At 72.9% G+C, this 20,932-nt stretch carries 23 protein-coding genes; 13 read left to right on the top strand and 10 right to left on the bottom strand.

Annotated elements, in window-relative coordinates:
- Positions 1–88 precede the first annotated feature (88 nt).
- Together ACFYOS_RS04695 and ACFYOS_RS04690 are read left to right on the top strand one after the other, a co-directional pair.
- The gene (locus ACFYOS_RS04695; RefSeq protein WP_387136027.1) at positions 89–442 is read left to right on the top strand and encodes a winged helix-turn-helix transcriptional regulator; all 354 of its coding nucleotides are present in this window, start codon (positions 89–91) and stop codon (positions 440–442) included.
- 114 nt (positions 443–556) lie between these two features.
- Positions 557–2,353 carry an adenylyl cyclase gene (locus tag ACFYOS_RS04690; RefSeq protein WP_387136026.1) on the top strand — a complete coding sequence of 599 codons (1,797 nt, stop codon included), beginning with the start codon at positions 557–559 and terminating at the stop codon, positions 2,351–2,353.
- Positions 2,354–2,416: 63 nt separating this feature from the next.
- Here the strand turns inward: ACFYOS_RS04690 and ACFYOS_RS04685 are convergent, their stop codons facing one another.
- The 3 genes from ACFYOS_RS04685 to ACFYOS_RS04675 form a co-directional block, all read right to left on the bottom strand.
- A complete protein-coding gene (locus tag ACFYOS_RS04685; protein WP_387136025.1) occupies positions 2,417–3,010 on the bottom strand; it encodes an ATP-dependent Clp protease proteolytic subunit in 594 nt (197 codons plus the stop codon).
- Positions 3,011–3,146: 136 nt separating this feature from the next.
- The gene (locus ACFYOS_RS04680; protein WP_387136024.1) at positions 3,147–3,980 is read right to left on the bottom strand and encodes a TrmB family transcriptional regulator; all 834 of its coding nucleotides are present in this window, start codon (positions 3,978–3,980) and stop codon (positions 3,147–3,149) included.
- 62 nt (positions 3,981–4,042) lie between these two features.
- A complete protein-coding gene (locus ACFYOS_RS04675; protein WP_387136023.1) occupies positions 4,043–4,636 on the bottom strand; it encodes a helix-turn-helix domain-containing protein in 594 nt (197 codons plus the stop codon).
- Positions 4,637–4,781: 145 nt separating this feature from the next.
- On the opposite strand from ACFYOS_RS04675, the gene ACFYOS_RS04670 reads away from it, so the two are divergent.
- Positions 4,782–5,795 carry a potassium channel family protein gene (locus ACFYOS_RS04670; protein WP_387136022.1) on the top strand — a complete coding sequence of 338 codons (1,014 nt, stop codon included), beginning with the start codon at positions 4,782–4,784 and terminating at the stop codon, positions 5,793–5,795.
- 42 nt (positions 5,796–5,837) lie between these two features.
- Here ACFYOS_RS04670 and ACFYOS_RS04665 read toward each other — a convergent pair whose 3' ends face one another.
- Positions 5,838–6,320, bottom strand: coding sequence for a MarR family winged helix-turn-helix transcriptional regulator (locus tag ACFYOS_RS04665; RefSeq protein WP_387136021.1), 483 nt, complete (start codon positions 6,318–6,320; stop codon positions 5,838–5,840).
- 84 nt (positions 6,321–6,404) lie between these two features.
- Between ACFYOS_RS04665 and ACFYOS_RS04660 the strand changes: the two genes are divergently transcribed.
- Positions 6,405–7,052, top strand: a complete 648-nt coding sequence (locus tag ACFYOS_RS04660) for an FMN-dependent NADH-azoreductase (protein WP_387136020.1) — start codon at positions 6,405–6,407, stop codon at positions 7,050–7,052.
- 83 nt (positions 7,053–7,135) lie between these two features.
- Here ACFYOS_RS04660 and ACFYOS_RS04655 read toward each other — a convergent pair whose 3' ends face one another.
- Both ACFYOS_RS04655 and ACFYOS_RS04650 read right to left on the bottom strand, forming a co-directional pair.
- Positions 7,136–8,170, bottom strand: a complete 1,035-nt coding sequence (locus ACFYOS_RS04655) for a 2-oxoacid:ferredoxin oxidoreductase subunit beta (protein ID WP_387136019.1) — start codon at positions 8,168–8,170, stop codon at positions 7,136–7,138.
- On the bottom strand, positions 8,163–10,010 hold the full coding sequence (locus tag ACFYOS_RS04650) for a 2-oxoacid:acceptor oxidoreductase subunit alpha (RefSeq protein WP_387136018.1): 1,848 nt from the start codon (positions 10,008–10,010) through the stop codon (positions 8,163–8,165). The genes ACFYOS_RS04655 and ACFYOS_RS04650 overlap by 8 nt, the downstream gene beginning before the upstream one ends.
- 317 nt (positions 10,011–10,327) lie before the next feature.
- Here ACFYOS_RS04650 and ndhC point away from each other — a divergent pair, with 317 nt between their 5' ends.
- Positions 10,328–10,705, top strand: coding sequence for an NADH-quinone oxidoreductase subunit A (gene ndhC, locus ACFYOS_RS04645; RefSeq protein WP_387136017.1), 378 nt, complete (start codon positions 10,328–10,330; stop codon positions 10,703–10,705).
- Between the two features lie 57 nt (positions 10,706–10,762).
- On the opposite strand, the gene folP is transcribed toward ndhC, so the two are convergent.
- The gene (gene folP / locus ACFYOS_RS04640) at positions 10,763–11,632 is read right to left on the bottom strand and encodes a dihydropteroate synthase (protein ID WP_387136016.1); all 870 of its coding nucleotides are present in this window, start codon (positions 11,630–11,632) and stop codon (positions 10,763–10,765) included.
- A gap of 143 nt (positions 11,633–11,775) precedes the next feature.
- Here folP and ACFYOS_RS04635 point away from each other — a divergent pair, with 143 nt between their 5' ends.
- From ACFYOS_RS04635 to ACFYOS_RS04615, 5 genes are all read left to right on the top strand, one after another.
- A complete protein-coding gene (locus ACFYOS_RS04635) occupies positions 11,776–12,483 on the top strand; it encodes a DivIVA domain-containing protein (RefSeq protein ID WP_387136015.1) in 708 nt (235 codons plus the stop codon).
- On the top strand, positions 12,480–12,977 hold the full coding sequence (locus tag ACFYOS_RS04630; RefSeq protein WP_387136014.1) for an SRPBCC family protein: 498 nt from the start codon (positions 12,480–12,482) through the stop codon (positions 12,975–12,977). Before ACFYOS_RS04635 ends, ACFYOS_RS04630 begins: the two co-directional genes overlap by 4 nt.
- Positions 12,978–13,020: 43 nt before the next feature.
- Positions 13,021–13,605, top strand: coding sequence for a DNA-3-methyladenine glycosylase I (locus tag ACFYOS_RS04625; protein ID WP_387136013.1), 585 nt, complete (start codon positions 13,021–13,023; stop codon positions 13,603–13,605).
- 62 nt (positions 13,606–13,667) lie between these two features.
- The gene (locus ACFYOS_RS04620) at positions 13,668–14,276 is read left to right on the top strand and encodes a hypothetical protein (protein ID WP_387136012.1); all 609 of its coding nucleotides are present in this window, start codon (positions 13,668–13,670) and stop codon (positions 14,274–14,276) included.
- A 63-nt stretch (positions 14,277–14,339) separates the two neighbouring features.
- Positions 14,340–15,092 carry an SDR family NAD(P)-dependent oxidoreductase gene (locus tag ACFYOS_RS04615; protein WP_387136011.1) on the top strand — a complete coding sequence of 251 codons (753 nt, stop codon included), beginning with the start codon at positions 14,340–14,342 and terminating at the stop codon, positions 15,090–15,092.
- Positions 15,093–15,133: 41 nt separating this feature from the next.
- Here ACFYOS_RS04615 and ACFYOS_RS04610 read toward each other — a convergent pair whose 3' ends face one another.
- Positions 15,134–15,925: an enoyl-CoA hydratase/isomerase family protein gene (locus ACFYOS_RS04610; RefSeq protein ID WP_387136010.1), complete on the bottom strand. Its 792-nt coding sequence runs from the start codon at positions 15,923–15,925 to the stop codon at positions 15,134–15,136.
- A 4-nt stretch (positions 15,926–15,929) separates the two neighbouring features.
- Positions 15,930–16,748 carry a PaaX family transcriptional regulator C-terminal domain-containing protein gene (locus tag ACFYOS_RS04605; RefSeq protein WP_387136009.1) on the bottom strand — a complete coding sequence of 273 codons (819 nt, stop codon included), beginning with the start codon at positions 16,746–16,748 and terminating at the stop codon, positions 15,930–15,932.
- A 190-nt stretch (positions 16,749–16,938) separates the two neighbouring features.
- Here ACFYOS_RS04605 and ACFYOS_RS04600 point away from each other — a divergent pair, with 190 nt between their 5' ends.
- The gene (locus ACFYOS_RS04600; protein ID WP_013283866.1) at positions 16,939–17,106 is read left to right on the top strand and encodes a DUF3117 domain-containing protein; all 168 of its coding nucleotides are present in this window, start codon (positions 16,939–16,941) and stop codon (positions 17,104–17,106) included.
- Positions 17,107–17,252: 146 nt separating this feature from the next.
- Complete coding sequence (locus tag ACFYOS_RS04595) at positions 17,253–18,713, top strand: leucyl aminopeptidase family protein (protein ID WP_387136008.1); 1,461 nt, start codon at positions 17,253–17,255, stop codon at positions 18,711–18,713.
- A gap of 36 nt (positions 18,714–18,749) precedes the next feature.
- Here ACFYOS_RS04595 and ACFYOS_RS04590 read toward each other — a convergent pair whose 3' ends face one another.
- Positions 18,750–19,400, bottom strand: coding sequence for an O-methyltransferase (locus ACFYOS_RS04590; RefSeq protein WP_387136057.1), 651 nt, complete (start codon positions 19,398–19,400; stop codon positions 18,750–18,752).
- Positions 19,401–19,614: 214 nt separating this feature from the next.
- Between ACFYOS_RS04590 and ACFYOS_RS04585 the strand changes: the two genes are divergently transcribed.
- Positions 19,615–20,928, top strand: coding sequence for a trypsin-like peptidase domain-containing protein (locus ACFYOS_RS04585; RefSeq protein ID WP_387136056.1), 1,314 nt, complete (start codon positions 19,615–19,617; stop codon positions 20,926–20,928).
- The last annotated feature ends 4 nt before the right edge of the window (positions 20,929–20,932 follow it).

Genomic DNA, 20,932 nt, shown 5'->3' with positions numbered 1-20,932 from the left:
TCCCACGGCAACGGGAACAACTGTGCACTACTTCCCGTTGGAGAGTAGGCACCTTAAAGTTCGATACGCACTGAAAGAGAGTGAAGACGTGCAGGCGGACCCGTTCAACCGGAACTGCGGCAGCCGGAAGGTCCTGGACCGGATCGGCGACCGCTGGAGCGTGCTGATCGTGCTCACCCTCGCCGACCGGGACAGGCGCTACGGCGAACTGGCCGAGCGGGTCGACGGGATCAGCCAGAAGATGCTCACCCAGACCCTGCGCGGCCTGGAGCGGGACGGCATCGTCACGCGCACCGTGCACCCGAGCGTGCCGCCCCGGGTGGACTACGCGCTCACCGAGCTCGGCCGCAGCCTGCTCGACCTGGTCGCCGGCCTGGAAGCGTGGGCCACCACCCACCTCACCGAGGTGGAGGTCGCCCGCGCCCGCTACGACGCCAGCTGATGGCGCGCGGTCTGGCGCGATCGACGTCGATGGGGTAGGAACAGGACGTTGGCCAGGAGAGCGCTCTCCCGCCTCCCTGGTCGATCCGTACCCCACCGTCGAACAGGCAGGCAGATGAGACCACTCGACCCCTCCCGCCGCCGCTTCCTCACCCTCACCGCCGCCTCCGCGGCGTCGCTCACCGCCCTCGGCCTCCCGGCACTGCCGGCCGCCGCCGCGTCCCCGGCCGGCGACGACACCGCCGCCGAGCCCGACTTCGGCCCGAGTGTCTTCGTGTACGACCCGGCCACCTCGACCCCGGAGATCCAGTCCACCCTGGACCGGATCTTCGCCGGCCAGGAACACAACGAGATGGGCACCGACCGGTACGCCGTGCTCTTCAAGCCCGGCCGGTACGAGGTGAACGCGCGGCTCGGCTACTACACCACCGTCGCCGGCCTCGGCGCCCATCCCGACGACGTGGAGATCCACGGCGCGGTGCGCGTGATCGGCCAGCCCGACCCGAACTCGCCCGCCGGGATCTCCGCACTGACCAACTTCTGGCGCTCGGTGGAGAACCTCGCCGTCGCTCCGACCGACTGGTCGAACCAGTGGGCGGTCTCCCAGGCGTCCCCGATGCGCCGGGTGCACGTCAAGGGCATCCTCTGGCTGGAGCCGGGCAACGGCGGCTACTCCAGCGGCGGCTACATCGCCGACTCCAAGGTGGACGGCATCACCATCAACGGGTCGCAGCAGCAGTGGCTGACCCGGGACAGCGAACTCGGCGGCGACTGGACCAACGGGGTCTGGAACCAGGTCTTCTCCGGGGTGGTCGGCGCGCCCGCGCAGGGTTTCCCGAACCCGCCCTACACCACCCTGCCGACCAGCCCGGTGACCCGGGAGAAGCCGTACCTCTTCGTGGACGCCGCGGGTGGCTGGCGGGTGGCCGTGCCCGCGCTGCGACGCCACACCGCCGGCACCACCTGGGGCGCCGGGGCCGGGACGGTGCCCTCGCTGCCGCTGGGCGACTTCTTCATCGCCAAGCCGACCGACTCCGCCAAGCGGCTCAACCAGGAACTCTCCCAGGGGCGGCACCTGCTGCTCACCCCGGGCGTCTACCACCTGGACCGGGCGCTGCGGGTCAAGCACCCGGACACCGTCGTGCTCGGCCTCGGCATGCCCAGCCTCGCCCCGACCACCGGTGACGCGGCCCTGCGGATCGAGGACGTCGACGGCGTACGCATCGCCGGGGTGCTGGTCGACGCCGGGCCGGTCGAGTCGGAGCTGCTGGTCGAGGTCGGCAAGCGCAACAGCCACCGGTCGCACGCCACCAACCCGATCTCGCTCCAGGACGTCTTCTTCCGCATCGGCGGCCCGTACGCCGGCAAGGCGGTCACCAGCCTGGTGGTGAACAGTCGGCACACCCTGATCGACAACATCTGGGCCTGGCGCGGCGACCACGGCAAGCCGGGCACCATAGGCTGGACCGTCAACACCGCCGACACCGGCGTGGTGGTCAACGGCGACGACGTGACCGCCTACGGACTCTTCGTCGAGCACTACCAGCGCTGGCAGACGGTCTGGAACGGCGAGCGCGGCCGGACCGTCTTCTACCAGAGCGAGCTGCCCTACGACCCGCCGAGCCAGGCGGCCTGGCGCAGCCCGACCGGCAACGGCTGGGCGTCGTACAAGGTCGCCGACCACGTGCGGGAGCACGAGGCGTGGGGGCTGGGCGTCTACTCGTACTTCAACCAGGGCGTGGACATCCGTTGCGACCGGGCCATCGAGGCGCCGCGCCGGGCCGGCGTGCGGTTCCACGACGCGGTCACCGTCTTCCTCGACGGTAGCGGCGGTATCGAACGCACCGTCAACGAGGCCGGCGCTCCGGTCGTTGGCTCGTACGGCACCAGCCCGGTGGTCAGCTACCCCTGACCCTCCGATCAGGACCCGGCCGGCCCGCGTGACCAGCGGCCGGCCGGGTCGGGTCGTCCGCCCTCAGCCGGGAAGCTGCTCCGCGCGGGTGACCACCTGGTCGATCAGGCCGTACTCGCGGGCCTGCTCGGCGGTGAACCAGCGGTCCCGGTCCCAGTCGCGCTGGATCTCCTCCAGCGTGCGCCCGCTGTGCCGGGCGATCAGGTCCTGCATGGTCCGCTTCACGTGCAGCATGTTCTCCGCCTGGATGGTGATGTCGGCGGCCGTGCCGCCCATCCCGCCCGACGGCTGGTGCATCATGATCCGCGAATGCGGCAGTGCGAAACGCTTCCCGGCTGTGCCCGCGCAGAGCAGGAACTGTCCCATCGAACCGGCCAGCCCCAGGGCCAGGGTCGCGACGTCGTTCTTGACGTACCGCATGGTGTCGTAGACGGCCATCCCGGCGCTGACCGAGCCGCCTGGCGAGTTGATGCAGAGGAAGATGTCCCGCTCCGGGTCCTCGGCGGCCAGCAGCAGGATCTGCGCGCAGATCTGGTTGGCCGAGGCGTCGGTGACCTCGTTGCCGAGGAAGATGATGCGCTCCTTGAGCAGCCGCTCGAAGACCCGGTCGCCGAGGGACGGCTGCCCCTCGTCCAGCATCCAGATGCCGTACCCCATGACCTGACCACCCTCCGTGCCGCCGGCGGGCGACGGACCGCCCGGGAACCGGCGGTCTCCAGCCTCCGGCGGGCGGTGGTCGGGAGCCCAGGGATTCTGCCGGCGGCAGATCCGCCGTGGGCAGAACCGTGCCGGCTCAACCGGTCGGCACGCCGGCCCGGGCCACCGCGGCCGCGAAGTCCTCGCCGCCCGCCCAGATCGTCTCGTACGCCTGGATGAGCAGCTGGGCGAGCGCCGGGTGCTCGATCAGCAGGGAGGTGCTCGACGCGTCGTCCGCCCGTGGGTCCCGCATCGACATGAGGACCCGGGCGCCATCCGCGATGCAGAGCCGCATCGGCACCTCGGCGACCAACCGGGCCCGTTCGCCCGCGTCGAGGAAACCCCGCACGTCGTCGACCATGTCGTGGTTGTCCAGCATGGCGTGCTCGTAGACGCAGCGGACATCGCCGCCGGCGCGGGACAGCCGGCGCGCGGTCTCCAGGCCGGCCGGGTTCTCCACCACCAGGTAGGGCAGCTTGGCGAGGGTGAGCAGCTGATGCCGGGCACTGGACTGGAGTTCGGCGAAGCGCTCGGCGAGCAGCTCCCGGTCGCGGATGACCTCGACGTAGTCGAGCGGATCGTCCTCGGCCCGCCCGCGCGTCCACAGGGGAGCGAGCTGGTCGACCAGCTCGGCGCCGGTCTGCTCGCGTCGCTCGTACGCGCTGCGGTGGACCGCCATCATCCGGTTGACCGCGGCCTCCGGGTCGACGGCCGCGTAGCGCACCACCGGGCCGGGGCGGACCCGGACCAGTCCCCGCTCGCTCAGCGAGTTGAGCACGTCGTAGATGCGCTGCCGGGGGACGCCGGAGGCGCGGGCGAGTTCGGCTGCGGTGTACCGGTCGCGCGTCACCAGGGCGAGGTAGGCGCGCGCCGCGTACTGGGTGAGACCCAGCCCGATCAGGGCGTCGACGAGGGGCGTTACGCCGGTCATGGCACACACCGTAGCTGCCGGGACACCGGCGCGGGGAGATCGATCACGCCGATCGACGGATGTCAGACGTGGGCGGTCCGCCGCCGGGTCACCGCCCGGGCGGTACGCGGGCGGCGGCGGGCGGGCGGCGGGGCGGGGAACAGCCAGACCCGGGTGCCGGTGCCGAGCATCGTGGGCGTGGCGTACCCCGCGCCGGTGCCGGCGGAGCCGCCCACCGGCAGCCCGAGGTCCGTCCGGAGCCCGCCCCGGGTGCCGAGCAGCGGCGTGCCCAGGCGCGAGCCCGGGCCGGCCGGCCGGCCCACCGCGTGCGGCAGCGGCCGGCCGCGGCGCGGCCCGACCTGGAGGCGTACGCCGTCGTTCCGGTGGACGGGCACCCGCTCCAGCCGGACCAGGCCCGACCCGGCGGTCACCGGCGTCCGCCGCTCGACCCGGCGCAGCTCGTCACGAGCCTCTTCCAGCAGGTCGGAGAGGTGGAGGCCGAGGGCCCGGCAGATCGCCGCCAGCACCTCGGAGGAGGCCTCCTTGCGGCCGCGTTCCACCTCGGAGAGGTAGGGCAGCGAGACCCCGGCCGCCTGGGCGACCTCCCGCAGCGTGCGGCCCTGCCGCAGCCGTACCCGGCGCAGCACCCCGCCGATCACCCGTCGCAGCAGCGACATGCGGGCCTCCTCGCGGTCGTCGTCCCCGGACGTTCCCATCATGCCCCGTGCCGGCGATGGGTACCGGCCCCACCCGGGAGGCCGGCAGGCGGCGTACCCGCTATCTTGTGGACGTGCAGGCGACGGCGGCGGAACAGGACCGACGGTGATCCATTTTCCCGCGCAACGGCGGGGGCCGCTGAGCGCGCTGAGCCTGCGCCTGCTCGCCGCCCTGGCCCTGGTGCTCGCCGTGGTGACCGTGGTCTGGATCGACCGCGACGGTTACCGCGACGTCAACGAGGACGGGCTCACCCTGCTCGACTGCTTCTACTACGCGGTGGTCTCGCTCTCCACCACCGGCTACGGCGACATCACCCCGGCCGCCCCCTCGGCACGCCTGGTCAACGTCCTGTTCGTCACCCCCGCCCGGGTGCTCTTCCTGATCATCCTGGTCGGCACCACCCTGGAAGTCCTGACCGAGCAGTACCGGACCGGCCGTCGCCTGTCGCGGTGGAGGAGGACCGTGAAGGACCACGTCATCATCTGCGGCTACGGCACCAAGGGCCGTAGCGCCGTCTCCGCGCTGCTGGAGAACGGCATGGACAAGTCCCGGATCGTGGTGGTGGAGCGGAGCGGCGCCGCGCTGCGGCAGGCCGCCTCGGCGGGGCTGGTCGGGATCGAGGGCTCGGCGACGCGCTCGTCGGTGCTGGAGGAGGCGCACGTCCGGACCGCCAAGGCAGTGATCATCGCGACCGACAGCGACGACGCCTCGGTACTGGTGGCGCTGACCGTCCGGCAGCTCACCGCCGGTCAGGTCCGGATCATCGCGGCCGTGCGCGAGGCGGAGAACGCGCCGCTGCTCAAGCAGAGCGGGGCGCACCACGTGATCGTCTCCTCGGCAACCGCCGGCCGGCTGCTCGGCCTCTCCACCTCCGCCCCGCCGCTGATCGACGTGGTGGAGGACCTGCTCACCCCGGGGCAGGGCATGGCGCTGGCGATGCGTTCCGCCGAGCGCAGCGAGGTGGGCAAGTCGCCCCGCGAGCTGGAGTCGCTGGTCATCGCGCTGGTCCGGCGGGGCAAGGTGGTCACGCTGACCGACCGGGCGGCCGCGGTGATCGAGACCGGCGACATGCTGGTGTACGTCCGCGACGACCGCCCGCAGTCGGTGCAGACGGTCTGACCTCCGCCGCCGGTCGTCGGCGCGGGCCGCCCGGCAGCGCCGTCAGCAGCGCTTCTCGCTGTCCTCGTCCGGCGCCGCCGCGCAGTTCGCCGCCGTTCCGCCGGTCGCTTGACGGAGCAGTTCGTACAGCGTCTCGCGCTGGTCGGCGTCCAGTGCGCCGAGCACCTCGTTCTCGACGGCGGCCAGGGCGCATTCGGCCTCGTTGAGGCGTTTCGCGCCGCTCTCGGTGAGGCTCACCACGTGCCGGCGCCGGTCCTCGGCTGACCGGCGCCGCTCGACCAGCCCGGCCGCCTCCAGCTCGTTGAGCAGCCCGACCACGTTCGTGCTGTCGATCTGCAGGTTGCTGGCGAGGCCCTGCTGGCTGATGCCGTCCGCGTTCCGCAACACGGTGAGCGCGACGAGGTGCCGGGGGCGCAGACCCAGTGGCGCCAGCACCGATTCCGATCGCAGCCGCATCCGCCGGGCCAGGTAGTCGAGCAGCGCCCCACTGCGGCGCTCCGACTGATCCAGCGGCAGGGCAGGCATGTGACCCAGTTTACCGACGCCGCGGAACATCCGCCTGCTATAAATGGTTGGCGCTACACAAACGATCTGTGGAGGGTTAGCCAAATGCCACACTTGTTGTACATCGACTCGAGCATCCGGGGAGAGCACTCGGTAAGCCGGCGGCTCACCGCCCGCGCCGCCGCTGCCTGGCGGACCGCCCACCCCGGCGGCACGGTGACCTACCGGGACCTCGGCCGGGAGCCGCTGCCGCACCTGGACGAGGCCGGTGGCCTGGCGCGGATGGTGCCGGCCGAGCAGCACACCCCGGAGCAGCGCGCCTCGTGGGCGCTCACCGAGCAATTGGTCGACGAGGTGAAGCGCGCCGACACCGTCCTGCTCGGGCTTCCGCTCTACAACTACGGGGCGCCCAGCAGCGTGAAGGCCTGGGTCGACCACCTCATCGCGCCGGGCATCGCGTACGACCCGAGCACCGGTGCCGGCCTGCTGGGCGGGCGGGAATTCATCGTGCTGGCCAGCCGGGGCGGGGGCTACGGCGCCGGCACGCCGCGCGAGGGCTGGGACCACGCCGAGCCGTGGCTCCCGCACGGCCTCTCCATGACCGGGCTCGAGCCGCGCTTCATCGCCGCCGAGCTCACCCTCGCCCCGATGAACCCGGCCATGTCCGAGCTGATCCCCCTGCACGAGGCGAGCCTCGCCACGGCCGAGCGGGAGATCGACCAGCTCTGGGTGCCGGCGTCCGCGGCGGTCTGATCAGCGCTGCGCAGAGCGGAAAGGGTGGTCACTCCCCGCGGAGTGACCACCCTTTCCGATTGATGTGCCGACGTGGCGGTGAGTCAGAGGATCGTCCAGGTGTCGCCGCTGGCGAGCAGGCCGGCGAGCTGCTGCTCCGCGGACTCCTCGACCGGGGCCGTCGCCGTGGCGACCTGCTCCTGCACCACCCTGTCGTACGACGAGCGGGTCACCGAGCGGAACACCCCGATCGGGGTGTTGCGCAGGTCCAGCCCGGGGAGTCGAGACAGCGCGAAGGCGTACGCGGGGTCGGTGACCGTGGCGTCGTGCACCACGATCTCCTCGGCCGGGGTGGCCGCCGTGTCGCGGACCTCCAGGCCGAAGCCGCCCGGGGGGTGGACGACGCAGAACTGCCCGTCCTTGCCGAAGGTGATCGGCTGCCCGTGCTCCAGGCGGATCAGGTAGTCGTCGCGGGTGGCCGGCTCCTTGAGCTGGTCGAACGCGCCGTCGTTGAAGATGTTGCAGTTCTGGTAGATCTCCACGAACGCCGACCCCTCGTGCTGCGCGGCGGCGCGGAGCACGGACTGGAGGTGCTTGCGGTCGGAGTCGATGGTCCGGGCCACGAAGGTGGCCTCCGCGCCGAGCGCCAGGGACAGCGGGTTGAACGGCGCGTCCGCCGAGCCGACCGGGGTCGACTTGGTGATCTTCCCGATCTCCGACGTCGGCGAGTACTGCCCCTTGGTCAGCCCGTAGATGCGGTTGTTGAACAGCAGGATCTTGAGGTTGACGTTGCGGCGCAGCGCGTGGATCAGGTGGTTCCCGCCGATCGACAGCGCGTCGCCGTCACCGGTGACCACCCAGACGGACAGGTCCGGGCGGGTCACCGACAGGCCGGTGGCGATCGCCGGGGCACGGCCGTGGATGGAGTGCATCCCGTAGGTGTTCATGTAGTACGGGAACCGCGACGAGCAGCCGATCCCGGAGATGAACACGATGTTCTCCCGGGGGATGTTCAGCTCCGGCATGAAGCCCTGGACGGCGGCGAGGATGGCGTAGTCGCCGCAACCGGGGCACCAGCGCACCTCCTGGTCGGACTTGAAGTCCTTGGCGGTGAGCTTGAGGGCGACGGGCTCAGACATTCTTGCAGACCTCTTCCAGCATCGTCTCCAGCTCGGCGGCGGTGAACGGCAGGCCGCGGACCTGGTTGTAGCCGATCGCGTCGACCAGGTACTTCGCCCGGATCACGTGGGCGAGCTGGCCGAGGTTCATCTCCGGGATCACGACCTTGTCGTAGCCTCGGACGACTTCACCGAGGTTGGCCGGCATCGGGGCCAGGTGGCGCAGGTGCGCCTGGGCGATGGAGAGTCCGCGCTGGCGCAGGCCCCGGCAAGCCGCGCCGATCGGCCCGTAGGTCGACCCCCAGCCGAGCACGAGGACGCGGGCGTCGCCGTCGGGGTCCTCCACCTCGACGTCCGGCACCGGAATGGTCTCGATCCGGGCAGCCCGGGTACGCACCATGAAGTCGTGGTTCGCCGGGTCGTACGAGATGTCACCGGTCTTGTCGGCCTTCTCCAGGCCCCCGATCCGGTGCTCCAGGCCCGGCGTGCCCGGGACGGCCCACGGCCGGGCCAGCGTCTCCGGATCCCGCAGGTACGGCAGGAAGGTGGTGCCGTCCTCACCGTTGGGGGCGGTGGCGAACTCGACCCGCAGGTCGGGCAGGCTCGCCACGTCCGGCAGCAGCCACGGCTCGGAGCCGTTGGCCACGTAGTTGTCGGAGAGCAGGATCACCGGGGTGCGGTAGGTCAGCGCGAGCCGCGCCGCCTCCAGGGCCGCGTGGAAGCAGTCCGCCGGCGACTTCGGCGCGATCACCGCGACCGGGGCCTCGCCGTGCCGGCCGTACAGGGCCATGTTGAGGTCGGCCTGTTCGGTCTTGGTCGGCATGCCGGTGGACGGCCCGGCGCGCTGCACGTCGATGATGACCAAAGGCAGTTCCAGCGCCACGGCCAGGGAGATCGTCTCGCTCTTGAGCGCCACGCCGGGGCCGCTGGTGGTGGTGACGCCGAGCGAACCGCCGTACGACGCGCCCAAGGCGGCACCGACCGCGGCGATCTCGTCCTCGGCCTGCATCGTCACCACGCCGAACCGCTTGTGCTTGGACAGCTCGTGCAGGATGTCCGACGCCGGGGTGATCGGGTAGGCCCCGAGGAACACCGGCAGCCCGGACCGCACACCGGCGGCCACCAGGCCCAGGGACAGCGCCGCGTTGCCGGTGATGTTCCGGTAGGTGCCCGGCACCATCTTGGCCGGCTTGACCTCGTACCGAACGGAGAAGTCCTCGGTGGTCTCGCCGAAGTTCCAACCGGCCCGGAACGCGGCCACGTTCGCCGCCACCAGCTCGGGACGGGCGGCGAACTTGCGCTCCAGGAACCGCAGCGTCGACTCGTACGGACGGGAGTACATCCACGACAGCAGGCCCAGCGCGAACATGTTCTTGGCCCGCTCGGCGTCCTTCTTGGACACGTCAAGCGCGGCCAGCGCGCCGATCGTCATCGAGGTGAGCGCGGCCGGGTGCACCACGTACCCGTCGAGCGAGCCGTCCTCCAGCGGGCTGGTCGTGTAGCCCACCTTGGCCAGGTTGCGCTTGCTGAACTCGTCGGTGTTGACGATGATGTCCGCCCCGCGCGGCAGGTCCGCCAGGTTCGCCTTGAGCGCCGCCGGGTTCATCGCCACCAGCACGTTCGGCGCGTCACCGGGGGTCAGGATGTCGTAGTCGGCGAAATGCACCTGGAAACTCGACACACCCGGCAACGTCCCGGCAGGGGCGCGGATCTCCGCCGGAAAGTTCGGCAACGTGGAGATGTCGTTACCCAACTGGGCCGTCTCCGACGTGAACCGGTCACCGGTGAGCTGCATGCCGTCGCCGGAGTCACCGGCGAACCGGATGACCACCCGGTCCAGCTGACGGATCTGCTTGGTCACGCCCGCACCTCGCTTCGCCCGGCCACGTGCCCTCCTTGACGCGCTGTTGTCGCCGGCCGTCCGTCCCTGGCCCGGCCGGCTCCTTTTCTCACGTCAGAGCCTACGTCGAGCCGTTAGGGCAACCTTGGTGGAGGTCCGGCGTATGGGACCTGATCGGGCCGCTGTATGCCCGGCTTTGCCGTGTTTAGTACCGCGACCCGTAATTCAGATCACCGCGCGCCGGGGACGTCCGGCGGATCTCTGCCTGGGGCAGGGGCGCCCGCCGGGTCGAGCGTCGGCGCGCTCATCCGGCTGGCCGGACCGGTAGGCTGCCGACCGTGACCGGTTACCTCGGCTCGTACGCCACGCTCGGTCTCCTGCTGCTGGCCGCCGTCCTCTTCTTCGTGACGGCGTTCTCGGCCAATCGGGTGTTACGTCCTGGCCGTCCGGCGGACCCCTGGGGCAAGCGGGCCAGCTATGAGTGCGGGCTAGACCCGGTCGGTGGTGACTGGGCGCAGATGCAGATCAGGTACTACGTCTACGCGTACCTGTACGTGCTCTTCGCGGTCGAGGCGGTCTTCCTCTTTCCCTGGGCGCTGGTCTTCGACCGGCCCGGGTTCGGCGTGACCACCGTGGTGGAGATGGCGGTCTTCGTCGCCGTGGTGGCGCTCGGCATCCTCTACGCCTGGCGCAAGAACATCCTCCGCTGGACCTGACGACGGCTCCAGGGCGCTGCGCGGCGTCAGACGCGCCGCGCTGGAGTTGTCGTAGGCTCAGGCCAGGCCGCGGCGGGTCAGCGTCGGCGGCCGGTCGCCCCTGATCGAGGCGACCATGTCGAGCACCCGGCGGGTCTCGCGTACCTGGTGAGCGCGGAAGACCCGGGCGCCCAGCCAGGCCGACACGGCGGTGGCGGCCAGCGTGCCCTCCAACCGGTCCGGCACCGGCAGGTCCAGCGTCTCGCCGATGAAGTCCTTGTTCGACAGGGCCACCAGCAGCGGCCACCCGGTGTCGGTGAGTTCGCCCAGCCGCCGGGTGATCTCCAGGGAGTGGCGGGTGTTCTTGCCGAAGTCGTGCGCCGGGTCGATCAGGATCCCGTCCGGGCGTACGCCGAGGGCGACCGCGCGTTCGGCGAGCCCGGTCACCGTCGCGACCACGTCGGCCACCACGTCGTCGAACGCGGCCCGGTGCGGCCGGGTACGCGGGGGGAGCCCGCCGGCGTGCGAGCAGACCAGTCCGGCGCCGGTCTCCGCGGCGACCCGGGCCAGCGCCGGGTCCGCCCCCGACCAGGTGTCGTTGAGCAGGTCGGCCCCGGCCGCCACCGCCTCCACCGCCACCTCGGCCCGCCAGGTGTCGATCGAGATGACCACGTCCGGGAAGGCGGCCCGGACCGCGGCGATGGTGTCCACCGTCCGGCCGATCTCCTCGGCCACGTCGACCTCGTCGCCCGGCCCGGCCTTCACCCCGCCGATGTCGATGATCTCCGCGCCCTCGGCCACCGCCCGCTCCACCGCGCGCAGCGCGCTGTCCTGTGCGAAGGTGGCACCCCGGTCGAAGAACGAGTCCGGCGTGCGGTTGACGATCGCCATCACCACCAGCTCACCGGAGGAGAAGGTCCGCCCACCGAGCCGCAGCGCCCCGGCCATGCCCACCTCCTGATCTCCGGTCGTCCGCCTCCGACGCTATCCGGTCCCGCCGCAGCCGGCCCGGGCGGTACGCCCGGGTTCGAATCAGGGCCGGAGCGGGTGGAGGACTCGCCCCGCGCCGTCCCGCATGCCACGATCTCCCCATGGGTCAGGTTCTGCTCCTCTTGGTCGTCGCGCTGACCGTGGCGGCGGTGGTGTTCGGGGTGACGGTGCTGGTCTCCGGGCGTGATCCGGGCCTGGCGCCGACCGAGCCGGACGGGCGGGCCGTGCCCCTGCCGGGCAGTCGCCCGCTGCACGAGTCGGACGTCGCCGAGGTGCGCTTCGACACCGCGCTGCGGGGCTACCGGATGGACCAGGTCGACCAGGCGATGCGCCGGGCCGCGTACGACATCGGCTACAAGTCGGAGCTGATCGGGGTGTTCGAGGCCGAGGTCGCCGCGCTTCGCGAGGGCCGTACCGAGGAGGCCGACGCGCTGCGCCGCGCCCGGGAGGAGGCCGCCGGGACCGCTCCGGCCGCCGGCACCACCACGGAGCCGAGCGCCCCGACCGGCGACAGCTCGACCGATGGGACACCGGCCGGCGCGCCCATGCCCGAGGCCGGGGTGGCGGAGGCGCCGGCCGCCGCGGCCGTCGAGGACGTGGCTAAGCTGCCGACCACCGAGGCCCGGACGCCGGGCGCCCCGGTCGCCCCGGTCGCGCGGCCCGTCGACCAGCCGGCGAGCGACGTCACCCACCGGCCGCCGGCCGGCCCGACCTCCACCGCCCCGGCTGGCGACACCACCGACGAGGCCACCCCGGCGTCCGACGGCGACCGGGAAGGCGGCCGGGTGGTCCGGTCGGAGTCCGCGTGACCGGGCCGGAGGGGGCGGACGAGCTCGCCGAGGCGGCTCAGCCCGGCGCCGGCGAGGTCACCGCGGCGGTGATCGTCAACGCTGCGGCCGAGCGGGTCTTCGCGGCGCTGACCGCCTGGGAGCGGCAGTCCGACTGGATCCCGCTGACCACCGTCCGGGTGGTCCAGGGCGACGGCGGCGAGGGGAGCCTGGTCGAGGCGGTCACCGCGCTCGGCCCGGCCGCGCTGCGGGACGAGATGCGGGTGGTCCGGGTGGACGCGCCGTACGAGGTCGGGGTGGTGCACTGCGGCAAGCTCCTGCGCGGCCCCGGCGTGCTGCGCTGCACCCCGCTGGACCGGGACCGGACCCAGGTCGTCTGGCACGAGTGGTTCCACCTGCCCGGCGGGACGGCCGGCCGGGTGGCCTGGCCGGTGCTCTGGCCCGGCTCGAAGTTCAGCCTGACCCAGGCGCTGAAGAAGTTCGCCCGGCTGGTGGAGCAGGGCCGGCTGCCCTGACCGGCACCGTCCGTTGTCGGTGGGCTGGCCTACCGTGTACCGCGTGACTGACCTGGTGACCGGCGCCGACGGGCTGGCCCGCTGCGCCTGGGGGGCGAGCACCCCGGACTACGCCGTCTACCACGACGAGGAGTGGGGCCGGCCGCTGCGCGGCGATGACGCGCTCTACGAGCGGCTGACCCTGGAGGCGTTCCAGTCCGGGCTGTCCTGGCTGACCATCCTGCGCAAGCGGCCCACGTTCCGGCTGGCCTTCGACGAGTTCCGGATCGAGAAGGTCGCCGGCTACGGCGAGGCCGACATCGCCCGGCTGCTGGCCGACGCCGGGATCGTCCGGAACCGGGCCAAGGTCGAGGCGGCGATCGCCAACGCCCGGGCCGCCCTGGAGCTGCCCGACGGCCTCTCCGCGCTGCTCTGGTCGTACGCGCCGTCGCCCCGGCCGGCCCGGCCCCGGTCGTTCGCGGAGGTGCCGGCGCTCACCCCGGAGTCCACCGCGCTGGCCAAGGCCCTCAAGAAGCGCGGTTTCCGCTTCGTCGGCCCGACCACGGCGTACGCGTTGATGCAGGCCACCGGCATGGTGGACGACCACCTCGCCGGCTGCCACGTGACCCGGGCCCCGGGCGGGGCGTGACGCGGGCGGCGGCCGGCGGACGTCCCGGGACCGCCCCTGGTCCGGCGTGATGGGATTGCGGCATGACCGACACCGAGCTGCGTACGAGCGGGACCGCCTCCGGCGGCTGGGCGGTGCTGCTGCCCGCCGAGCGGTACGAGGCCGAGCGGCTGGTGCACCACGACACGCTGGAGCTGACCGGGCTGGACGGTGCGGCCCGACCCCGGCCCGGTGACCCGGTCGCGGTGCTGGTCGACGAGCCGCTCCGGCTGGTGGCCCTCGGTCGGGTCGCCCTCGCCACCGCCGAGACCCGGGAGGACCCGGACGACCCGCAGTCCGAGGCGGGTCCGGGGGCGCTCGTGGTGACGTACACCCGGCGGGTGCTCGACGAGCCGGTCCCGGTCGACGGGCTGGCCCTGACCGGGCCGGTGACCGGTCTCGACCTGGCCGTCTGGCGGGAGCTGGCCGACCGGATCGGCCCGCCGCCGGCGCGCCGTTCCTGGCTGGTCAGCCTCGACCTGCCGATCGAGGCGTCCGCACCGGCCGAGGCGGTCCGGCTCTTCTGGTCGTACGTGCAGGAGCTGGGCCCGCGCGAGCTGCCCGCCTTCGTCTCGCCCGCCGGGAACGAGCTGGCCATGCAGGCGTTCGTGCTCGGCGCGGAGGCCAACCAGGATCCGGAAGAGGACGACTGACCCACGCGGCCCCGGTTACCGTGCCGGGGAGGGCCGGTGTCGGCCGGCCCGCGAGGGGGTCGGATGCGGTTTCAGGACAAGGTCGCGTTCATCACCGGTGGGGCGTGCGGGCTCGGTGCGGCGGCGGCCCGGCGGTTCGCGGCCGAGGGCGCCAGGGTGGTGGTCGCCGACATCGACGCCGAGGGCGCCGAGCGGGTGGCCGCCAGCCTGCCCGACGGTCACCCGGTGACCGTGGACACCGGCGAGGCCGCCTCGGTCGAGCAGGCCTTCGCCGACGCCGTGCAGCGGTACGACCGCATCGACGTGATCTTCAACAACGCCGGGATCGACGGCAAGCAGCAGCCGCTGCACGAGATGGACGTGGAGAACTGGGAGAAGGTCCGGCGGGTCAACGGCGACGGCGTCTTCTTCGTCCTCCGCTTCGGCATCCAGGCGTTGCTGCGCGGGGGCGGAGGCTCGATCGTCAACACCTCGTCGACCACCGCGCTGGCCGCCCAGGAGAACATCTCCCCGTACACCTTCACCAAGGCCGGCATCGTCGGCCTGACCCGCTCGGCGGCGATCGAGTACGCGGCGCGCGGCATCCGGGTCAACGCGGTCGCCCCGACCGTGGTGATGACCCCGCTGGTGGAGCACTTCATCGACAGCGCGCCGGACCCGGGGCAGATGCGCCGGCAGATGGAGTCGTTCAACCCGAAGCCCGGCATCCCCACTCCCGACGACGTCGCCGGGGTGGTGGCCTTCCTCGCCTCCGACGACGCCGCCTGGATCACCGGCCACACCATCCCCGTCGACGGCGGCTACGTCGCCCGCTGAGCGCGCTGTTCCCGGATCTCGGCGAGGGTGGCGGCGGAGGGTCAGTGGCCTTCGAAGGTGGGCCTCTGCTTGTTGACGAAGGCCATGGTGGCGGCCTTGTGGTCGGCGGTGGCGCCGCAGATCGACTGGGCCTGGGCCTCGGCGGCCAGGGCGTCGGCCAGGGTGCCGGCGTCGGCGATGGAGAGCTGCCGCTTGATCGCCCCGTACGCGACGGTCGGGCCGGCGGCGAGCCGGGCGGCCAGCTCCTGCGCGGTGGGCAGCACCTGCTCGTCGTCCTCCACCAGCTTGGTGAGCAGGCCCAGCCGGCAGGCCTCCTCGGCGCCCACCGGCTCGGCGAGCATCAGCAGCTCGACGGCCTTGGCGTGGCCGACCAGCCGGGGCAGCGTCCAGGAGGCGCCGGTGTCGGCGGCGAGCCCGACCCCGGCGAAGGCCATCAGGAACCGGGTCTTCGGCCCGCCGATCCGGAAGTCGGCGAGGAACGCCAGCGAGGCGCCCGCCCCGGCGGCCATGCCGCGGACCGCGGCGACCACCGGCTTGGGCAGGTTGGCCAGCCGGGCGGCGATCGGGTTGTAGTGGGCCCGCACGGTCGCGAGCGGGTCGGCGTCGGCGGACTCGAGGGTCTGCACGTGCTCCCGCAGGTCCTGCCCGGCGCTGAACGAGCCGCCCGCGCCGGCCAGCACCACCGCCCGGCAGGAGCGGTCGGCCTCCAGCTCGGCGAGGGTGTCCCGGAGCGCCTCCTTGAGCGCCACGTCGAGCGAGTTCATCGCCGTCGGGCGGTTCAGCGTCAGGGTGACGATGGCGTCGGTGCGGTCGACGAGCAGCGGCTCGGTCACGTTTCTAACGACCCTTCTGTCGGGCGAGGCGGTTGCTGGCGTCGAGGCACTGCTCGACGTACCGGTCGGCGGCCGGCCGGAGCCGGGCCGCGTGCCGGTCGAAGAAACTGGCCGCGCTGGTGCCCGGCCAGCGCTCGGGGAGCAGCCCCGGGGGCAGCTGTGGGTCCCGGAAGAGGAAGGTACGCCACGCGTGCACGAGCCGGAACCGGGCCGCGTACGCGTCCTCGTCGCTGCTGCGTACGGTGACGCCGGAGAGGAGCGGCTTCTGCTCGGCGACGAACCGCTCGTACGCCCGGCCGATCTCGGCCAGGTCCCAGGCGCGGCGGACCACGCCCATCGCGCCGGGGGTGCCGGCGGCGTGGGCGGCGGTGAACCGCTCGTAACGCACGCCTGCCTCGGCGAGCAGGACGTCGACGTCCTCACCCGGCCGGGTGGCCACCCAGGTGCAGTCGTCGAGGGTGCCGTAGCCGAGGAAGGTCAGGTTGGCGGCGAGCCGCTGCCGGTCCCGGCGGGCGGCCAGGGCCTCCAGCACCAGCAGATCGAACCGCCCGTCCCAGCTGTGCCGGCCGGTGCGGTAGATCCGGGTGGCCGCCTCGTCGAGTCGTCGGGCCGCCTTCGGTGTGATCGAATAGCCCGGCCCGGAGACCAGCCGGAGGGGTTCGAGCCAGCCCTGGCGGACCATTCGGGAGACCGCGGTGCGTACCGCCGGAGGGGCGATCCCGAGCGGCGCCAACAGCTTGACCAGGGCGGCGACCGGTGCGCGCCCACCCCTGGCGCGGAGGTGGTCGCCGTACAGGTCGAAGAGTGCCGACCGTGCCTGCATGACCGCACATTGTGACAGGCCTACCCAAGATAAGCTAGATGCTGTTACATCAATGCTGCTCCGGTTTGGGTCCGGCGGTGTTCATCAGGGAAAATCATCGGTGGAGGCCCCCGCGGCGGTTGCGGGGGGTCATGGCGAAGTGGCTGTGGGGCAACCCACCGACCCTGGTGTAGGTCTGAGGGGAGACAACATGGCGGCGATGAAGCCGCGGACGGGCGACGGTCCGCTGGAGGTCACCAAGGAGGGCCGGGGCATCGTCATGCGGGTCCCGCTGGAGGGTGGTGGCCGGCTCGTCGTCGAGATGACTCCCGACGAGGCCACCGCGCTGGGTGACGCGCTGAAGGCGGCCGCCGGCTGATCGAGGAGCGGTCCGCGCGGCGCAGGTCGTGCGTACGGTTCGTCTGTCCCTGAGCCACCGGCTCCGTCGGTGGCTCAGGGACTTTATCGGCTCGACGCCGGCGAATTGCCCAGCTTTATGAATAATTCTCGGAGGTGCGGTCCAGCGTGCTGGCCATCCGTCTGGTGACCGGGCCCGAGCGGCCCGCCACCCTCGTCCTGCCCGTTCGTCCCGAAGGGCCGGACCCGTCGGCCGCGCTGGTCCCGACCGCCTCGCCACCCGCCGACGACGTCCGGTCCGAGGCGACCGCGCTGCTCCCCGTCGCCCGGCTGACCGGCGCCGCAGGAGAGGTCCGGGAGCACCTGCGGCCCGGTGGCACGCCGTCCCGGCTGGTGCTGCTCGGCGTTGGCGCCGGCGACGAGCAGGACTGGCGCACCGCGGGTGCGGCGCTGGCCCGGGCCGGCAAGGATGAGACGCACATCACGGTGGCGCTCCCGGCCGACGCCGCGGCGGCGCTGCGCGGCCTGGTCGAGGGGCTGCTGCTCGGGTCGTACCGGTTCCGGATGACCGGGGCCGGCGGGGCGCCCGCGCTGGCCGAGGTGGACGTCGTGGTGAGCGACCCGGACGCCCTCACCCCGATCCTGGTGGCGGCGCGGACCACCGCCGAGATGACCCGGCTGGCCCGCGACCTCACCAACACCCCCTCCTCGACGAAGAACCCGCAGTGGTTCGCCACGCAGGTCGCGGCCGCGGCGGCCGACCACCCCGACCTGCACCTGCGGGTACGCGAACCCGAGGAGCTGGCGACCGAGGGCTTCGGCGGCATCCTCGCCGTCGGCGGTGGGTCGGCCAGCGGTCCCCGCCTCGTCGAGCTGGACTGGCGGCCGGCGGACGCGCGTACCCACGTGGTGCTGGTCGGCAAGGGCATCACCTTCGACACCGGCGGCATCTCCATCAAGCCGGTGCCGGCGATGAAGCTGATGCGCAAGGACATGGCCGGGGCGGCCGCCGTGGTCGCCGCGACCCTGGGCGCCGCCGCAATGCGGCTGCCGGTCCGGATCACCACGCTCGCGCCGCTCGCCGAGAACATGGTCAGCGGCTCGGCCTTCCGCCCCGGCGACATCGTCCGCCACTACGGCGGCCTGACCAGCGAGACCACCAACTCCGACGCCGAGGGCCGGCTGGTGCTCGCCGATGCCATGGCGTACGCGGTGCAGGAGCTCAAGCCGGACCTGCTGGTCGACCTGGCCACCCTGACCGGCGCGAACGCGGTGGCGCTCGGCAAGCGGCACGGCGCGCTCTACAGCGAGAACGACGAGCTCGCGGCCGACCTGCTGGCCGCGATCGAGGCGGCCGGCGAGCGGGCCTGGCGGATGCCGCTGGCCGCCGACTACCTGGAGTACCTGGGCAGCGAGATCGCCGACCTGCACAGCTCCCCGGCCCGGGGTGCCGGCTCGGTGGTGGCCGCGCTGTTCCTCCGCGAGTTCACCGGCGACCTGCGGGACCGCTGGGTGCACGTCGACATGTCCGCCCCCTCCTGGTCCGAGGACGAGCACGCCGAGCTGACCAAGGGCGCCACCGGCTGGGGCGTACGCGGGCTGCTGCGCTGGCTGGCGACGCTGGGCTGACGACGCGGACCGCGCCCGCCGGACGCGGCGCCGGGGTCAGCCCTTCACGGCGGCGAGCAGGCCGTGCCCGACCGGCAGCAGCGCGGGGATCCAGTGCTCCGACTCCCGGATCGCCTTGATCGTCTCCCGGACGGTGACCGTTTCCACGTCGCGGGCGGCCGGGTCGCCGATCCGGCCGCCGGCGAGGGCGCCGTTGAGCGCGAGCACCCCGCCCGGTCGTAGCAGCCGCAGCGCGGCGTCCACGCAGGCGGTGAAGCCGGCCGTCTCGGCGTCGACGAAGACCAGGTCGTAGGCGCCGTCCGCGAGCCGCGGCAGCACGTCGAGGGCCCGGCCGGTGATGATCCGGGTACGCCCCGCCGGGAAGCCCGCCTCCAGGAAGATCCGCCGGGCGATCCGCTGGTGCTCCACCTCCACGTCGATGGTGGTGAGCACTCCGTCCGGGCGCATCCCGCGCAGCAGCCACACGCCGCTGACCCCGGTGCCGGTGCCGATCTCCACCACCGCCCGGGCGTTGCCGGCGGCAGCGAGCAGGCGCAGGGCGGCCCCGGCCCCCGGGGTGACCGCGTCCACGCCCACCTCCAAGGCGAGACTTCGGGCCGTCCGCAGCACGAGGTCCTCGGTGACGTACGACTCGGCGAACTGGAGCGCCTGGGCCGTCGAGTTGCCGGAACTGGCGACCGTGGCGATGGGACACCTCCGGGCGGGGGGAGTGGTGCGAGGGGTCGGTTGGCGGTATGAGCCTAGAGGCGTGCCCCGACGCGCGCAGCCGCCGGTGGCCTCCTGGAGACGATCACGACGGGCAACCCCTGACCCGTTCCAGGCATCCGTGCAATCCTGGACGTGTCCCGTGTGCCACGGCCGGCCGGCTCCGCCGGCCCCGGCGCGGGACACGCGGGACGGACTGGGAGGCACCGACGTGACCGACGGCTGGGACTGGCGCCGGCCCGGCGGGACACCGGCACCGGCGGGACGGCCGGCGCCCGGCAGCCCGTCGCACGGCGCCGGGGACGGCACCTCGCCCTGGTGGTCCGACGCGCTGGCCGATCCGTGGCGCGATCCGTACTCTCCGGCCGCGGTCGTGGTCCCCGCGTCCGCCCCGGCCGGCGCCGCGAGCGAACCCGAGCCGGTCGCCGACCCGGACGCGCCCCGCCGGCCGAGATTCCGGCAGGTGGTGCTGATCTCGCTGATCACGGCCCTGCTCGCCGGGTCGCTCGGCAGCGCCCTGACGTACGCCCTGCTGCGCGGCGGAGGCGGCGTACCCACCCTGGGCCCGCAGTCAGCCCAGGCCCCGGCGCTCGCCCAGCGCAAACCCGAGTCGCTGGCCGGCGTCGCCGGGAAGGTGCTGCCCAGCGTAGTGACCATCCGGGTGTACAGCCTCGGCGGCACCAGCGAGGGCTCGGGCTTCGTGGTCAGCGCCGACGGGCACATCATCACCAATGACCACGTGGTCGCCGGCGGCCCCGGCAAGGCCACGGTGATGTTCAACGACGGCAGCACGGCGCCGGGCACCGTGGTGGGGCAGGACCCGGAGTCGGACATCGCGGTGATCAAGGTGGCGCGTACCGGGTTGAAGCCGGTGGAGTTCGACGACTCCGACGCGCTCGCCGTCGGCGACCCGGTGCTCGCCATCGGCTCGCCGCTCTCCCTGACCAACACGGTCACCGCCGGCATCGTGAGCGCGCTGGACCGGACCATGCAGGCCGGCGAGCCGGGCGGCCCGACGCGCTACTACGCCGCGATCCAGACCGACGCGGCGGTCAACCACGGCAACTCCGGCGGCCCGCTGGTCGACGCCGCCGGCCGGGTGGTCGGGGTCAACTCGACGATCAAGTCGCTGGTCGCCGACGGGCAGGAGGCCGGCAACATCGGTCTCGCCTTCGCCATCCCGATCAACCAGGCGAAGCGGGTCACCGAGGACATCATCGGCACCGGCAGGGCCCGGCGTACGGTGATCGGTGCCCAGGTGGGCGGCACCGGGGCGGCGGCCGGCACCGGCGTACGCCTCAACGTGGTGGAGCCCGCCGGCCCGGCGGCCGCGGCCGGGCTCAAGGCCGGCGACGTGGTGCTGCGGCTGGACGGGCATCCGATGACCGAACCCACCGATCTGGTCGCCCTGGTCCGCAAGTACGCCCCCGGCGCGGTGGTGACCGTCGAGTACCGGCGGGGGTCGGCCAAGCAGAGCGCCTCGGTGACGCTCGCCGCAGACGCGAAGTGAGCAG

It is taken from the genome of Micromonospora sp. NPDC005806 (genome assembly GCF_042871425.1).
Taxonomy (GTDB): Bacteria; Actinomycetota; Actinomycetes; order Mycobacteriales; family Micromonosporaceae; genus Micromonospora.
Note: the sequence above shows the minus strand (reverse complement) of the source record. Positions and strands in the feature narration are given on the sequence as shown.